The 16,166-nt window shown below is 58.2% G+C and carries 13 protein-coding genes and 1 tRNA gene; 3 read left to right on the forward strand and 11 right to left on the reverse strand.

Going from position 1 to position 16,166, the window contains the following annotated elements; all coding sequences use genetic code 11:
* Nucleotides 1-106 precede the first annotated feature (106 nt).
* Nucleotides 107-183: transfer RNA gene (locus C0039_RS19180), tRNA-Met, on the reverse strand.
* 188 nt (nt 184-371) lie between these two features.
* Here C0039_RS19180 and C0039_RS19185 point away from each other — a divergent pair.
* A complete protein-coding gene (locus C0039_RS19185) occupies nt 372-1,259 on the forward strand; it encodes a LysR family transcriptional regulator (protein WP_101518995.1) in 888 nt (295 codons plus the stop codon).
* A gap of 111 nt (nt 1,260-1,370) precedes the next feature.
* On the forward strand, nt 1,371-1,700 hold the full coding sequence (locus tag C0039_RS19190) for a hypothetical protein (protein ID WP_075998752.1): 330 nt from the start codon (nt 1,371-1,373) through the stop codon (nt 1,698-1,700).
* Nucleotides 1,701-1,768: 68 nt separating this feature from the next.
* Here the strand turns inward: C0039_RS19190 and C0039_RS19195 are convergent, their stop codons facing one another.
* From C0039_RS19195 to C0039_RS19240, 10 genes are all read right to left on the reverse strand, one after another.
* Nucleotides 1,769-2,572 (reverse strand): enoyl-CoA hydratase, encoded by an 804-nt coding sequence (locus tag C0039_RS19195; RefSeq protein ID WP_101519017.1) that lies wholly within the window; start codon nt 2,570-2,572, stop codon nt 1,769-1,771.
* A gap of 79 nt (nt 2,573-2,651) precedes the next feature.
* The gene (locus C0039_RS19200) at nt 2,652-3,764 is read right to left on the reverse strand and encodes a DUF2855 family protein (protein WP_101518996.1); all 1,113 of its coding nucleotides are present in this window, start codon (nt 3,762-3,764) and stop codon (nt 2,652-2,654) included.
* Between the two features lie 9 nt (nt 3,765-3,773).
* Nucleotides 3,774-4,949 carry a saccharopine dehydrogenase family protein gene (locus C0039_RS19205; RefSeq protein ID WP_075998754.1) on the reverse strand — a complete coding sequence of 392 codons (1,176 nt, stop codon included), beginning with the start codon at nt 4,947-4,949 and terminating at the stop codon, nt 3,774-3,776.
* Between the two features lie 74 nt (nt 4,950-5,023).
* Nucleotides 5,024-5,905: an SDR family NAD(P)-dependent oxidoreductase gene (locus C0039_RS19210; protein WP_075998755.1), complete on the reverse strand. Its 882-nt coding sequence runs from the start codon at nt 5,903-5,905 to the stop codon at nt 5,024-5,026.
* Between the two features lie 72 nt (nt 5,906-5,977).
* Nucleotides 5,978-6,814 (reverse strand): SDR family NAD(P)-dependent oxidoreductase, encoded by an 837-nt coding sequence (locus C0039_RS19215; RefSeq protein ID WP_075998756.1) that lies wholly within the window; start codon nt 6,812-6,814, stop codon nt 5,978-5,980.
* 142 nt (nt 6,815-6,956) lie between these two features.
* The gene (locus C0039_RS19220) at nt 6,957-8,015 is read right to left on the reverse strand and encodes a DUF2955 domain-containing protein (protein ID WP_243391670.1); all 1,059 of its coding nucleotides are present in this window, start codon (nt 8,013-8,015) and stop codon (nt 6,957-6,959) included.
* Nucleotides 7,999-9,141 (reverse strand): HlyD family secretion protein, encoded by a 1,143-nt coding sequence (locus C0039_RS19225; protein ID WP_101518998.1) that lies wholly within the window; start codon nt 9,139-9,141, stop codon nt 7,999-8,001. The genes C0039_RS19220 and C0039_RS19225 overlap by 17 nt, the downstream gene beginning before the upstream one ends.
* Before the next feature lie 18 nt (nt 9,142-9,159).
* A complete protein-coding gene (locus C0039_RS19230) occupies nt 9,160-10,683 on the reverse strand; it encodes an efflux transporter outer membrane subunit (protein WP_101518999.1) in 1,524 nt (507 codons plus the stop codon).
* A complete protein-coding gene (locus C0039_RS19235) occupies nt 10,680-11,798 on the reverse strand; it encodes an AI-2E family transporter (RefSeq protein WP_243391671.1) in 1,119 nt (372 codons plus the stop codon). Before C0039_RS19235 ends, C0039_RS19230 begins: the two co-directional genes overlap by 4 nt.
* 185 nt (nt 11,799-11,983) lie before the next feature.
* Complete coding sequence (locus tag C0039_RS19240; RefSeq protein WP_101519000.1) at nt 11,984-12,442, reverse strand: RICIN domain-containing protein; 459 nt, start codon at nt 12,440-12,442, stop codon at nt 11,984-11,986.
* 109 nt (nt 12,443-12,551) lie between these two features.
* On the opposite strand from C0039_RS19240, the gene C0039_RS19245 reads away from it, so the two are divergent.
* Complete coding sequence (locus C0039_RS19245) at nt 12,552-16,148, forward strand: translocation/assembly module TamB domain-containing protein (RefSeq protein ID WP_101519001.1); 3,597 nt, start codon at nt 12,552-12,554, stop codon at nt 16,146-16,148.
* The last annotated feature ends 18 nt before the right edge of the window (nt 16,149-16,166 follow it).

Raw genomic sequence — 16,166 nt, forward strand, 5'->3', positions numbered from 1 at the left:
GGACGGTATCATTAACCGGGTTTAGTGAATATCGGTGCATCCCCCCTTAATGGGGAAGAGCCTTGGTTTGATCGACCTGTAAGTTGCTGTTTTTGAAGAGAAAAATTGGTAGCTACGGGTGGACTTGAACCACCGACCCCAGCATTATGAATGCTGTGCTCTAACCAGCTGAGCTACGTAGCCACAATCATTTATCGGGGCGACACCCCAACGAGGCGCGAATTTTCCTTATTTCCAGGCCGCGAGTCAAGACAGTCTCGCAGTAATTTAGGTTAAGGGGTGTCGTGGTCCGGCGCAGGCCCCCTGCCCCCCACTTGCACGGACTACAGCGCTACCTCAAACTGCCTCAGTGAATCACTAGCGAGGCCAGCATGGATTGGGATGACATCAAGGTATTTTTAGCGCTGGCGCGCAAGGGCTCTGCCAAAAGTGCGTCGCAGGTTTTAGGTGTCAGTAAGTCAACCGTCACCAGGCGTCTCGATGACCTTGAAGGCGCACTGAAAACCCATCTGTTTGACCGCACACCTGACGGCTACCGAATGACCGCTGCAGCTGAACAGTTGCTGCCTACGGCCGAGCATATCGAAGAGCTGATCCTCGCAGCGGAACGTCGTGTTCACGGTGAAGACCAGCACCTGGAAGGCCCAATCCGCGTAACACTGCCAGACAGCGAGGTTATGGGCCGGTTGATGAAGCGGCTGGCGCAATTTGCGCAGGAGTATCCCGGGATTGAACTGGAAATCTCCGCCAGCACAGAGGCACTCGATCTGAGCAGGCGGGAAGCAGATATTGCGGTTCGCGTTATGCCCGCTGGTACCAAACCGCCTGATTACTTGATTGGCCGCCACCTCTCTCCCCTTTCTGCCAGCACCTATGTACACCGCGACCTGCTTCGCGAGGACAACCCCGAGGATGTCTCCCACCTACAGTGGATAGGCAAAGCGCCTGCCGGGCAAAAAGAGGAGTGGCTCAAGCACACAAACTTACCTGACAACCCTGTACGCCACGCTATCCTGGACCTGTCACTGGTGGTGGGGGCGGTAAGGGCAAAGATGGGTATGGCTTTCATGCCCTGTTTGTTTGCAACTGACCATGATGAGATCGTACAGGTCCCCGGCGCCATCACCGTGCACCATTCAGATATCTGGGTGCTGACCCATAAAGACCTTCGACTCAGCGCACGACTGCGGGCCTTGCGGGAGGTTATCGCCGACGAATTTATCCAACTGCGCCTCCATCTGGACAGCAGAACCGCCTGAGCCTGCCCCGGGGTGCCCATAATTGCACCCCTTCGATTCATAAACGGATATTTTAATCACAAACGGACACGCCTAGTATCAACCTCGCACCACAAATAAAGGAGTGCGAAGATGAAAAATGTAACGGCGAGTTTGGCAATGGGATTGGTTCTGGCGACAACAAGCGCGGCCCACGCAGGCAGCGAGCAGGGCCAGCAAGTGGCAGAGTGCAAAACACAACTGACAGCGGTCTACGGTGCTGATACCCATGTACGCGTCATCGGCAAAGCCTCAGTGCGGGAACCGGTTATGACGTTCAGCGTGCACCCCAGGGGTGAAAGGCATCTGCGGGTTAGTTGCACGCGCACGCCAGACGGTGGCATCAGCATGATGGATCGTTACGGCATCGCCCTGGCCATGCCAGAGCAGCAAGGCAGCAAAGTCCTGGGCGAACTGTTTTAAACGCTTGTGGCCAATACAGCTGGAGGGGTTGGAGCTTTGCGGTGATCAAGCAGACCGATTGCAACCGGTCAGTCTTTGTAATCCGGTGGACGCCCTTCCTTGCGTGCCTTGATGGCCTCTTCGAAATTCTGCGTGGTCATGCGCAGGAAGAGCTGGGCGTGGCCTTCGTGGTTCATGTGAGTATGCAGGCTACCCGCATCCACTCCCGCCCATAACATCTGCTTGCTGAGCTCAACGCCAAGCTGGCTGAAGCCGCAGATGCGCTCGGCTATCCGGTAGCACTCGTCCAGCAGCTGACCAGGCTCCACAGACTTCGACACGATTCCCAGGTTTGCCGCCTCCTGTGCTCCGACATCGCGACCGGTGAGCATGATTTCGAAGGCCCGACTGGTGCCGATTGCCCGGGGTAGCAGGTAGCTCAAACCCAGCTCAGCGGAGGTCAGTCCGTTGTTGATGCCGGCGGGGCGAAAATAGGCTTTGTCGGAGGCGACGCGGATATCAGTCGCCATGGCGAGGCAGAAACCGCCACCAATGGCAGGGCCATTGATCGCGCCGATGACGGGTTGGTGCATATCGTGAATCGTCTTGATCACGTCATCGAGTATCTTCATGGCGCGTCGGGCAATGCCCGGCACCGTGAGCCCGTTAAAAATATCCAGCCAACCCGGGTCCTCCAGGTCCGCACCTGCACAGAAACCCTCGCCGGCTCCCGTGACGATTACCACGCGCACGTCATTATCAAAGCTGACCTGTTCCAGAGCTTCCTTGAAGGGCACCATGACATCGAAGGCCATGGCGTTCATGCGCTCTGGTCGATTAAGGGTGATCAGGCAAACGCCTGGCCTGGGCTTTTCCACGTTAACGAAAGACATGAAACTGCTCTTGTCATTGATTAAGCCCACAGTCTAGAACATGCACAAACTGCAGACCATGGCCTTACCGGTCAGCGATTCAGGTGTTCCAGAGCGAAACAATATGACCGCAGTCAGGGCGCACCCGACCCGCCAGCACTTCCTGGTACACGTGCTCCGTCGCGGACACGCCCAGATGGGTCTCAATCCGCATCCATCCATTCACGAAAACAGTGAACTCCCCCCACACCTGCGCAAGCTTGCGCTGGAAATCGGGAGCACCCCATTCACCGATGCGCTTCTCGGCCTGCGTTGGGGCAAAAAACATCACCGGCTCAGGGCCTGTTAACGGCTGCGTCGCGCCACCCAGCTTTTCCCAGTGCGAGGCACCGACCAGGCAGCTGCAGCGCAGCTGCTGCGCATAGTGATCATGCACACCTGCCAGCAGTTCTCCGTCGCCGGCGAAATCGACAACAACCGCTGCCCTGGCAGCGTCGAGACTCTCCAGCTCGTCATAGCACAGTACACGATCGTAGCAGCCCAGCCCCTCGACAAATGCCCGATTTCCAACAGATGTCAGTCCCACAACCTCATAATCGCGCTCTCTGCTCGCGCGGTTGGCGTGCAGGAGATAGGCCATGCCCAGAGCCGTTTTACTGGACGCGCTGGTCAGTAAAACCGTTTCAGCAGCAAAAAAGTCATTATCTTCAAGAAAGTCGTCCAGCAGGAATGAAGTGGTAAACAATGGACGCAGCAACATCTGCAGTGCTTCCGTAGCTTTCGTGTACAGCGGGTCATGGGCGCAGCGCAGATACTGGTTATAGATTATTGCCAGCGAAGCGCGATGTTCGCTGGCGTCTATAAAGCTTCCGGAAGACACATTCCCGGGGATAACGACAAGGTGCGTGGCCATGGGAAAATATCCATACACGCGCTCGCCCGGGTCTATACCCTCACATTTGCTGGCGGCCACATCGGCAAAGCCCCAGACAGGGATAATACCCATGCCTTCTCCGGCCGGGAAAAACTCCCAGTACCGCAGGAGTTCGCCGGTCGCAGCGTAACTGATGTTATTCGCGGTGAGCGCGAAGCGGTCAACGCGCAACAGCACCTCGCCTTCCCGCAGGCTCGCCGCATCCGGCGCTGCGGCCTCGTTTAATCCGGTCTTCGCAAATTGTTGCCGATTAACGGTGAACTCTATCGCGTCGCTCATTACCCTTCCCTACTCTGTCTTGAACACCAGTCCTGCGTTATCCACAAGACGCTTGATCAACGGGTCGCCCATCGCTGCCGCGGGCGTCCAGATTCCGCCTGGCGTGACGATATCATCGCATGCCAGGGCTACCGCACTTTCAGCAATCATCCGCGACGTGGAGCCATAGCCCGGATCACGATCACCGGCTACCGATACGGCAACCGTCTCACCGCCGGCGCTCTCACCCTGGAAGAGGATGTCGTAAAAACCGGCCAGTTGCTCTTCGCGACTGGGTCCTTCTCCCGGTTGAGGCTCCTTGTCCCCGGAGGTCATGCCGGGCTCTGCCATCGAATTGGCAATCGACTCACCTTTTTCACCGGGACCGGTGAGCAGCATTTCTGTATAGGTGAAGTCCTCACCGTAAGCGTGGCCCAGCAACGCGTTTGAGCGGTGCACGTTGGGCATATTAATTTGCGCCATGATAAAGGGGGCTGCCCAACTGCCGATCTCCTCGTCGTAAGTGGGCTTGTGGCTAGCGGGCTGGGGCACACCTTCAAAGCCAGGCACCAGACAATAAGGGTTCTTGAGCTGCTCCAGTATGGCCGGGTCTTTCATCGCGGCTGCCATGGTCGCCTTCATGCTTGCCACGGTACCGCCGGATGCGTGACCTTTCATCTTCCGCACTCTGCCTTTCACATCTTTCACCACCGAGCCGGTCTTTTCCTTCGCGACCTGCTGCAAGTAGTAGACACCCAGATCAAAGGGGATTGAGTCGAAGCCACAAGAGAAAACGATACGCGCACCGGACGCTTGCGCCGCTGCCGAGTGTGCAATGACCATCTCACGCATCCAGTTGGTCTCGCCACAGAGGTCAACGTAATCGGTACCAGCAACGGCGCACGCTTCCAGCAGGGCAGAACCGTATAATTGATACGGGCCGACAGCGGTCAGCATAACCCGCGTTCGCGCAACCATCTCTGCCAGGGCAGCTTTATCGGCTGAATCGGCTGCAATCACCGTCAGTTTCTCCGGCAGGCCGGAAGCAATCGCGGCCTGGCTAATTTTGTCAGCATTGCGCCCGGCAAGTGCCCAGCGCAAGTCCCCACCCACGCCATAACGTTGATTCAGGTACTCCGCTATCAACTGCCCGGTAAAGCCGCTGGCGCCATAGACAATGACATCAAACTCTCTGCTCTCTTTCATCTTTTCTTCACCTATTTAATTTCTTGTGGTTTTGCAGGTTGATAACGCTGGAACCAAGGCATCAGCGATGCGGATTAATCCGCAAACGAGATTAACTTCTCGTTTAGCACACCCTGCAACTCCGGGCTTGCCGTTGCCTTGTCGAAGGCATCGGCAATCACTGCGCTGCGGTGGTCGGTCACCACCCGGTAACTGGGATGGGTGAAGATATACAACTCACCGGCCTTCATGGCCTCCACCACACGCTTGCCAACAATCTCCACATCTATACCGTTATTCACTGCCTCGGTGGTTACCTTGGCGATCTTGAACACGTCGGGCGTGGGGGCGACATCGGTGGCGTAGCGCGGCTGGCGGTTACGGTAGGACTGGTGGATACGGGTCTTAACAAACGCCGGCGCCAGTACCGACACCTGAATATTCTCCCCCTTCAACTCTTCGAACCAGGCTTCCGCGAGCGCGACCACAGCAGCCTTGGTCGCGGTATAGGCTCCGCCCAACGGCGCACCGGCCATACCGGCCATGGATGCAACATTGATCAGCCAGGACTGTTCTCCATGCCGCTTCATCAGCGGTACAAACACGTTGGCGCCATACACCACGCCCATGAGGTTCACATCAATCGTCCAGCGCCAACCGGGGTCGTCAAGTGTTTCAATCGCGCCTATGCCACCACTTACCCCGGCATTGTTAACCAGCGCATGCACAGCGCCAAAACGCTCGGTAGCCGCTTGCGCGGTGCGCTGCCAATCCTCGAACAAGGCAACATCCATTTCCACCGCAAGCACAGGTATTCCCGCTTCCTGCAGTACCTTTTCAGCGGCTGCCAGCGGCGCCGCTTCGATGTCAGCCAGCACAATATTCATACCTGCAGCCCCCAGGGTGCGCGCCAGGTTGAGCCCAATGCCCTCTGCGCCACCACTGATGACCGCGGTCTTTCCGTCAAACTCTTGCATAGAATATGCCTCCTGCTTAGATGCGTATCGCCTGGTAAAAGCCAGACGCCATTAACATGCGAAGCCCCGTCTTTAGAACTTGTCCTCGGAGAAGATACCTTTACGGTCGCGGTACATGCGGCCCAACGAGCTGGCAAAATACTCCGGAAACAAGCGTTTCATCCGCCAGCCCCAGCGGGCATCCGGCTGCGTCATCACATATAAACGCTCTCGCTCCACGGCCTTGAGCACATCCTCAACGATCTCTCGCGCGGTGACCCTGGATTGGTTCAACTGCTTATGCAGCATCTGTTCTCCACGGGTGCTCTCACCAAAGCTCTCGCCGAGGGAGCTGGCGAATACCGTCGGGCATACCACCGTCACGCCGACGCTAGATCGCGAGAGTTCAACCCGCAACGTTTCCGACAGAGAGATTACCCCCGCCTTGGCCACGTTATACGGTCCCATTTCCGGCGCGGACAAGGTGCCGGCGCTGGAGGCAGTGTTAATGATATGGCCCGCACCCTGCTTTTTCAGCAAGGGTACGAAAGCCCGGCAGCCGTGAATCACTCCCCACAAGTCCACGTTTATCACCCGATGCCAGTCTTCCAGGGCCACCTCATTCAGTTCACCCGCCACCGCAATGCCGGCGTTGTTAAACACCAGGTCAACACCACCCCAGGCCTGCTCAACCTCGCCGCAAGCCGCTTCCAGGTCCTCGGGGCGGGTGACATCCAGCACCCGAACAATAACTTCGGCGCCCAGTTCAATGAGCTGGTTTTCCACCTCGCTCAACCGCTGTGCGTTGATATCCGCAATAAAAAGCTTCCACTTTCTCCCTGCCAATTGCCGGCATATTTCCAGCCCCAGGCCACTTGCCGCGCCAGTGATAAAAGCACGCTGGTCAGGGAAACGCTTTTCGAGTTGCATACATTACTTCCCAATCAATTTCAGCTCTCTGAACAAACCATTCAGGCACTGCAGGTCAGCATTGATAATGCATCGCGCCTGAGCCAATCCAACCCTTCGACAAGCACATTTCTCGCCAGCCCTATTAACATATTGACGATCATCATTCAGTCTCTGCGCCTGGCAAAGCTTGCTGCCGGCTCTCCTGGCGCTCTCGCAACCAATCCAGGAATACCAGCGTCAACCAGGCATAAAGAGTAACGCCAACAAAAAGCCCAAGGCGCACGGCGGATGCCTTGTATGGGTCTTTACCCGACTCAGTGTCGCCCACTGCGGGCCCGATAAATATCAGCAGCGTGATCAGCACATTGGACCAGAAGCCAGGGGAGTAACGGGTCTTTGCCACGCCGTAAACCCGGGCCACAATAAATACGCTGAACGCCAGCGTCCAGAGAAAGAACATCCAGAGGTTCGGCAGTAACTTGAGGCAGTACCACATGATGATAGCCAGTAGCGCCGCCATCAGCGTAGACCCTAAAAGCTCTCTGCCCGCTGACCTGACATCCGTCTCGGACACCTGTTGGCCCAGTGCAACGGACTTCATGATGATAGGTGCGTACATGGCGGGGTTACTTAACACCAGGAGATAACTGGGAAACACAATCAGTGTCGCACGCAGCGCCAACCAGCTGGACTGCAAGGGCCTGGGCGGCGGTGGGGGTGCGGGCGTCGGACCCTCCTCTGGAAACAAGGGGTAGACCAGCCACTGACATAATACTGCCACTGCGATGTTGATACACATCGCCTTGATCAGCAGCACCGCGATGCCGTAGCCCATCAACCCCATGGCGGAGATCAGGGTGACGCCTATCGTGAGCAGGACGCCCACCTGGGGCTTTCCCAGGTGCAGCGTCACATAGTTGGCAAAAAACAAGCCGCAAAGTGCGACCAGCAACGCCGTTACCGGATAATGCAGTAACATCGGAATCAGCAATAGGCCGCTGCTGAGCATCACACACAGTGCCAACAGCAGGCCCAGCAGCCCCTTGGGGCCCATGGGCGGCCTGGGGGCCGCTCCCAGGATGAAGGCAAACAGCGGTGCCATAAAGGGCATCGTTTGCGCGCTGCCGTAAGCGACCGCCAGCGACAATGCCACTGTCAGGCTGAGGCGGAAGACACGCTTGGCGGCAATATGCATCTGAGCGCTAGTATGCGTAAGCAAACACGCTCATTATGCGGATATACAGCTTGCCCAGCACCGCAGTGAGCCAGGACGATTCGCTGTAGGCGATAACAGACGCCTGACCACCCACCCGCAGGTTACGGCGCAGGTCGGGGTCCTGGTCTACAGGGAAGCGAACGACCACCGGGAAGCGCTGTGCCTGCCTTAGCCAGTCACGGTTGTTACTTATACTGGGCAGGGTGCCGGGTGGCGGCGGTTGCGACGCACTTATACCCAGCCCAAGGTTACCAATTTCCCCCGCAAACACCTTCCCGGGCAACACATCGAAAATGATTTCCACGGGGGTGCCGGGCTGCATGTTACCCAGGTTATTCTCGGTAAACTCCGCCTGTACCCAGACATCGTGAAACGAAACCATAGTCATAAGTGGACCGCCGGCACCGGCGAACATGCCAATATCCGTGCGCAGGTCGGTAATCACCCCACGCGAGGAGGCTGTGACTACCGTACGCTGTAAATCAAGTTCCGCCTTCTCTACTGCGGTGCGAGCAATTCTCAGTATAGTATTGGTTTCCTCGTCAGAAGCACCACCCTTGGCCTCGATGGCCTGTGCAATAGCAGCCTCCGCGGCTGACACCGCTGCCCGGGATTGATCAAGCGTGGCCCTGGAAACCTCAAGACGACGCGTGGAGATAGTCCCGGGGTCCTCCTTGTAAAGGCGCTCCAGTCGAGACGTATCTTTCTCGGCTTTTACCAGGTTTGCCTGGGCAGAGCGCAAATTTGCTCGTGCCGCTTCCACTCCGGCATCACCGGCATCGACCTGGCGCAACGCGTTTTCATAGTCAGAATGGGCCTTGGCGAGTGCAATGTCGTATTGGCTTGTGTCGATACGGAATAGCTGTTCACCTGCCTCCACCTGCTGGTTATTTTCTACATTTACTTCCACTACATAACCCGAGACCTGCGGCGCAACACCCACCACATAGGCTTGCACCCTCGCCTGCGTCGTGTAGGGCGTGAATCGATCGGCTGCCAGGTACCAGCTCAAACTCAACAGAATAAGAATGGCGATGACAACACCGCCGCGCTTGACCGTTTTGGGCGCCTCGTCTTCCGCCGCAGCTTGCGGCCCGGCAGTATCGGTGTTCACTTCTGCTTCACTCATCGCTGTGGACCCTTGTAATCATTGAACGGGAACCTCAATCGGTTCATCCAGCATACCGCCCCAGTCCGTGCGCTCTTCCATGACGGCGCGAATACTTTCTGGAACCAGGTCGTCTGCACTGGCTGGCTGCCAACCACCACCCAGTGCCCTGTAAAAGGCAATAACCGAATTGATATGAGCACCCTGGTTCGCCACGTAACTGGCGGAACGGGCCGCGCGTGCCTGCTGGGCCGACAATACGCGCTGAAAATCGGAGTAACCCTCTTGATAGCGCTTGGTGGAAAGCGTCAGGGAGCGCTCTGCCGCCTGCAGTGCGCCGGCGAGGATGTCCTGCTGGTCTTTGGTTTTCACAATACTGATGGCGGCGTTGTCGATTTCTGATGCCGCCGCGAGCACGGTCAGTTGATAGGCTTCAATGGCCTGCTGCAAACGTGCGTCCTGGATACGCACATTGTTCTCAATGCGACCATAGTTGAATAAGTTCCAGCTGAAGCTGGGGCCAATTCCGGTGCTCAGCGTATCCGTGGTGGCATCCAGTGAATTACCGGACCAGCCAATGCTGCCAAACAGGGAGATGGAAGGGTACAGGTCAGCCCTGGCCACCCCGATCTGTGCAGACTGCGCGGCGACGGTCCAGGCTGCGCTGCGAATATCGGGGCGCCGCATCAGCAGAGTGGCGGGAAAAGCATTTATGAAAACGGGGTTTAATGCAGGCAGTTCTGTCGCGGCGCCTGCCAATTCGGGTAAGTCGCCGGGGGAGCGTGCCAGCAAAACGCACAGGGCATTCTCGACCTGTCGCAGGCTGATTTCCAGTTCGGGGATACTGGCGAGCGTCGCAAGATATTGTGTGCTCGCCTGCTGTACGTCCAGCTCAGCAGACTGCCCACTCTCATACAGCGCGGTGGTGATTTCCAGGCTGCGCTCTTGCAGGGCGGCGTTTTCCCGCGCAATCTCGATCTGGCGAGCCGTTGTGAGGTAAGCATAATAGGCCTGCGCGACCTGCGCAGCCAATAGCACCTGCGCGTTTTGCTGGTTGGCGACAGAGGCGAAGAATGCAGCATCAGCGGACTCGATGCCGCGTCGCCACCGCCCCCAGAAATCGAGCTCCCAACCAATATCAAAGCCGGCATTGTAGCTATTGAAACCCGAGCGATCTCCCGAGTTACCGCCCTCGGTCGGCCAGTTATCCACCCTGGCCCAGGAGCCCGTCGCACGCTGCACCTGCGGATACCTACTGCCGGTGGCAACGCCCAGCAAGGCCTTGCTCTCCAGAATAGCCAGGCCGGCTATGCGCAGGGTCTGGTTCTCTTTTCGCGACGTTTCGATCAACTGGTTAAGTGTGGGGTCGTTAAACGCCTGCCACCAGAAACTGAGATCCTCAGCTTCGTCCGGGAGCCTGGTCATAGCCTGCCCGTAGAGATCCGTTTCCCACTCCTGCAGCCATGCTACATCGGGTTCCTGATAATCGGGACCCAGACTGGTACAGGCCTGCAGGGAAACAACGGCGCAGACGGTCGCAGCGGCTTTGCGCAAACGCCTCATTCCGCGGCCTCAGGGCCCTCTTTGTCCGTCTCGACTTCATCACCCTGCATGGCCACCCACTGCATGAATACCTGGTAGCCCACAGCAAGTACAACGGCACCCACAAAAAGCCCGATAAAGCCCGTTGAAATCATGCCGCCCAGAGCACCGATAAGAATAACCGGCATGGGCGCGTCCACCCCTCTGCCCAACAGCATCGGCTTGAGAATATTATCTGAGAGCGCCGCCAGCACCAGGTAAACGGTCCACACCAGGTTCATTACCGTGCCTGAGTCGCCACCATTCCAGAGCCAGAGCACCACCGGCAGGATCACCAGAATCGCCGGTAGCTGCATAATGGCCAGAAGCAGCACTGCGAAAGCCAGCAAACCCGCCGCTGGCACACCCGCCAGTATAAACCCGACTCCAGCCAGGATAGCCTGAATCAACGCTACTCCCAGCACCCCAGCCGCCACAGAGCGTGTGGTCATCGTTGCCAGGTTGTATACCCTGGGGCCTTGCTCCTTACCCGCCAGGCGGCTCAGAATGGCGTAAAGCGCCTGACTGCCCCGCGTGCCAAAGGCCATCATGATACCAGCGACAATCAGTGCACCTACAAACGTCAACACATCACCCGCGGTGCTTTGGGCCATGGCGAGGCCGCTGGCTGCCAGCGCCTCCATCGCCGTCTTGTTTGCCTCGATGAACGCGGGCAAATTACTGGATGCCGCACTCCACTGGTCATAAACCTGCTGGCCGATAAGCGGCCACTCCGCCACGGCCTCATTCGGCGCCCGCAGCTCAAGCGTACCCGCCCGGAAGGATTGCACCGAGCTGGTTAGCTGATCAGCAAGTGAGGAAGCAATCAGGGCAATTGGTACGCCCAGTATCAGCAGGGCAATCAGTACGATCACTGTGGCCGCTCGACCCGGCTTGCCGCCCATCTTTGCCGTCAGCTTCTGGTGCGTGGGGTATATCGTCACCGCCAGAATCAGGGCCCAGAGCATCAGGTTCATAAAAGGGCTGAAAACCCTGAATGAGGCCACCACCATCAGCAAAATCAGGCTGACGCGAATCAAACCGTCTGTGAATTCAGCTGCCGTCATAGGGTGGTTCCGCTTTTCCAACTCACTCATCTGTTTCCCCTTCTGTCCGGTCAGTGCCGGTTTAACTCATTATTTTTTGAAACACTAAACACTATACGACCGCACGCGACAGCCAATTCGGGCTGCGTAGCGGGCGTCGGCTGTGCGCTTTGCATCACTTTAGCACCACCAGGGAGCGAGATGGGCCGCTCAGGGAATACCTGGCCGATATGGCGTTACTTCCACACCTGGTTAGCCGCGGCGCTGCACCCGGCCGCAACCACTTTGGCACCGCTTTTAGCCGGATTACCCTGAGTTTGCAGGCACTTGCCATTGCTACCGGCGATACGTCCCTGGTCATCGAATTCCCACTTCTGGTTGTTACCCCCGCCACAATTGGCCAGATTGGCCCCGGCAACACAGCGGCCATCGCTGGCCACGAGGCGGCCCTGATCATCGAAGTGCCAGGTCTGGCTGCTCCCGCTGCCCTTGCAGCTCTTCACCATCAGCACTTTGCCGGCGTAATCAAGGCACAGGCCGTTGGGCGTCTTGAACTGTTTTCCGCCCTGGGACTCTGCCACAATCTTGTGACCTTCCTGTTGCATAGACTTAAGCGCATCCTTGTTGAACTCTACGGCTACTGCCTGAGCACTCAGTCCAAGAAAAAGTACGCTAAGCCCGGTTAGCTGTTTCATCGACCTGTTCCTTTCACTAATATGAGGACAGCTGGCAAATTAGCTGCTAACACGCCGACTGACAACACTTGACGGCGCACATAATTGACTTTCTCAAACGAGTACAACCTTGTCTAAAGCTTTGAGATTCAGCCTGGCCCTGCTGCTGGTACTGCTGTTGGCGCTCCCCGCACTGGCTGCAATGATGCTGTTGGCTTTAGCCGGTACTGACAATGGCACAGCATTTCTCGCCCGCCAGCTGCAACAGCAGCTGGGGGAAGAGATAAGTTGGCAGCGGCTTCAGGGCTCGCTACTGGGGCCTTTGCGCCTGGAGAACGTGCGCGTGTCGCAACCGGGCCTGGACGCAGAGATTCGATCGCTGGCGCTTGACTGGCAGCCAACCGCCCTGCTGCAGGGCAAGCTGCTGGTCACTGAACTACAGGCCGACAGCATACAGGTAAACCTGACCGAGACGGAGCCCCAGGAGACCACTGAGGCTTTCAGGCCCGATGACCTGCAGCTACCCCTGGACATCTCCCTGCGCAACATCTCGCTGAGCAAGCTGCAATTACAGTCGGCAGGCGAACCTGTGCTCAGTGTCGACACACTTGAACTGGATACCGAGCTGGCTGGCAATGCACTCATTCTGCATTCGCTGTCAGTTGCCATGCCGGAGGGCGCTGTATCGCTGCTGGGCCGCATACAGCTGAGCAACAGTATGCCACTGGCACTGGAGGCAAAATGGAACGTTTTGCTGCCTCCCGAGGAAGACGCAGCTGCGCAGGGCGACGCCATTGCACTTAACGGGAACGCACATGTTGAGGGCAGTCTGGACTGGAGCGACAACATCGGCTTCAACCTGGATTACCGGTTGCACGCCCGGGGACTGGACGCATTCGACCCGCAGATACCAGCCGCGTTGACGGCGATGGGTCTGTTGCGAGGTGATCAGGCCAGCGACAAAGTGGATATAACGCGCCTCACGCTGGCACTGGAGGAAACCGATCTGCAGCTGGAGTCGAGCGCAGAAATTTCGGCTCTGTCAGGCGAATCACCGGTAGTCGCAGCCACACTGGCCTGGCAGCACCTGCAGTGGCCGCTGGCTGCGACTGCGACCCTGGTCTCCAGCGAGACGGGGAAACTGACAGTCACTGGCAACAGCGCGGCATTCGCGGTCGAGATGAACGCAGCGTTGACCGGCCAGGACATTCCCCCGGGCAACTGGCAGCTCAGCGGCAGCGGGGACCTCCAGCAATTACAGATCTCTGCCCTGAGGGGACAGGTGCTGGGCGGCGAGCTGCGCTTGAGCGGTCCGGTAAGCTGGCAACCTTATCCGAGCTGGCAGCTGGAACTGACAGGTACCGACCTTGATCCCGCTCAACTGGACCCGGCGGTTAGCGGCACGCTGTCACTTGCACTGGACACCCACGGCAGCTTGCGGGCCGATTCACCCATTGAAGCCGAGGTCGCTCTACATCGCCTCGAAGGATTTTTATTGAACTATCCCCTGCAGCTGACCGCTGATGCCAGCTTAATCGGTGAATCAGTTGAGCTCAGGCAGCTCCTGGCCAGCAGCGATGGCAACCAGCTCAGCGCCCGTGGCCAGCTATCGGCAGAGGACCTGATGATTGACTGGACGTTGGCTGCGCCACATCCCGCTACGTTCCTGCCCGGTGCCAGTGGTGTCGCATCCGCCAGCGGCACGCTGACCGGCAGCCCGAACTCCCCTCTGCTGGCGGCACAGTTTAAAGCGCAGCAACTGCAGCTGGATGACCTGTCTGTGACCTCAGTCACCGCCAGGGTGCAGGCCGGACTTGCCGCTGAGGATGCCCTTGAGCTGACGATTGACGCCGGGGCTGCCACTGCCGGTGAGACGGCTTTGTTTCACACCATGCAACTGCGCGTAGCCGGGTCCAATGCACAACACCGCCTCGATCTCAGCGCCGACACAGGTAGTGAACAACTGCAACTCGGCCTCGTCGGCGGCCTGGATACCGCTGCACTCGCCTGGGTGGGCAACTTGCAGTCGGTGGATGCGGTTACCGCTGACTATGGCAACTGGCAACTGACGGCGCCGGCGTCCCTGCAGCTCGCCGGCGAGCATATTTCACTGACGCAGGCCTGCCTGGGCGAGCGCTCAGTCGGCAGTACCCTGTGCACCACCGGCAACTGGAATGCAGACGGGGCGATGCAGTTGTCGGCCAGTTTGAACGGGTTACCGCTGGATATGTTCCTGGAGCAGGCGACCGGAGATATCTCCGCGGACGTTCAGGGCAGTGTCGCTGCCAATGGCGCCCTGCGCGCGAACGGAACACTGCAGTTAAGCCCGGGCGAGGTGCGCATTCAACTGGACCAGGCTCTGCAGTCGCTGCCCTTCGCGGGTGGCGATATCACTTTAGAGATCAACGATAAAGGCCTCACCGCCAGGGCAGATCTCGCAGCACCAGAACAGGGGCGTCTAGACGCCAGCATCGCCCTGCCCGCTCTCAGGACACTGCCCCTGGTTGAGCAGCAACCGATCATCGGCCGCATCCAGGCGGTAATGCCAGATATTGCCGGCTTCGCTGCCCTGGTGCCCGAGGTCGCGTCACTTGCCGGTAGCCTCAACGCCGACCTCAATCTTGGTGGCTCTGTGCAACGGCCCGCAATAACAGGTGAACTCTCACTGCAGAACGGTGCCGCCAATGTCCCGCTCGCAGGTCTAAAATTGAGAGAGATCGACTTGCGCGCCCTCAGCAAGCCCACCGCTGCGGGGCAGTTGGTCCTCAGCGGCGGCATGCGCTCCGGTGGCGGGCGGCTGGACCTTTCCGGGACAGCCAGCCCGCTGGAGGGAACCCTGGACATGCACATCCTCGGAGATCGCTTCAAGCTTTATGACACACCTGATGCCCGGGTGTGGATGTCTCCCGATCTCGCACTGAAATGGCGCGATGACATGCTGTCAGTACGCGGACAGCTCACGGTTCCGGAAGCGGCTATCACCCCCAGACTGGAGCTGAACCCGGCGGCGTTTTCCGCTGCAGAGGATGACACCGCATCGACGGTGCAGACCATCAGAACTTCTCCTGACGTTGTCGTCATCAACCGTAAAGTACAATCGCCACAGGATATCCTGGAGACGGCAGCCCCGTTTCGTATCGACAGCCAGATCGACTTTGTGCTCGGCGATGCTGTAAACGTCAATGCAGTCGGGTTCATCAGCCAGATTACCGGGGCAGTCAGGTTCACCAATACGCCGGAACAGGCCGGGGTCATTCCAATTGCTGACGGAAGGCTCACACTGTCGGGGGGCACCTTCCGCTCATTCGGACAGGATCTGGAAATCGAGAACGGCCAGATTATTTTTGCCAAAGTCCCGGCTACCGAGCCCGAACTTAACCTGCGCGCAGTGCGCTGGATCGACAACGATCCGCAGGTAACAGCAGCAGGTGTCACGGTCACCGGGCCGTTGACCCAGCCCGTGCTGGAACTCTTTTCCCGGCCGCAGTTGGAAGCCAGTGAGATCCAGTCCTATCTGCTCACCGGTCGCTCGCCCCGCTCCGATGACAGCGTACTCAGCCTGGGCACCTACGTGAGTCCGCGCATCTATGTGGGTTACGGCTACAACATGGTGGAAAAAACCAGCGAGTTCAACTCGCTATTCACCGTTACACCGCGGTATGGGCTGGGCGCCAACCTCGGGGAAGCAGACAACAACATCAACGTGACCTTTACCCTTGAACGCTGATAGCTCCCGTAAGCAATC

The organism is Pseudohalioglobus lutimaris, from assembly GCF_002866825.1.
In the GTDB taxonomy this organism is placed as follows: domain Bacteria; phylum Pseudomonadota; class Gammaproteobacteria; order Pseudomonadales; family Halieaceae; genus Halioglobus; species Halioglobus lutimaris.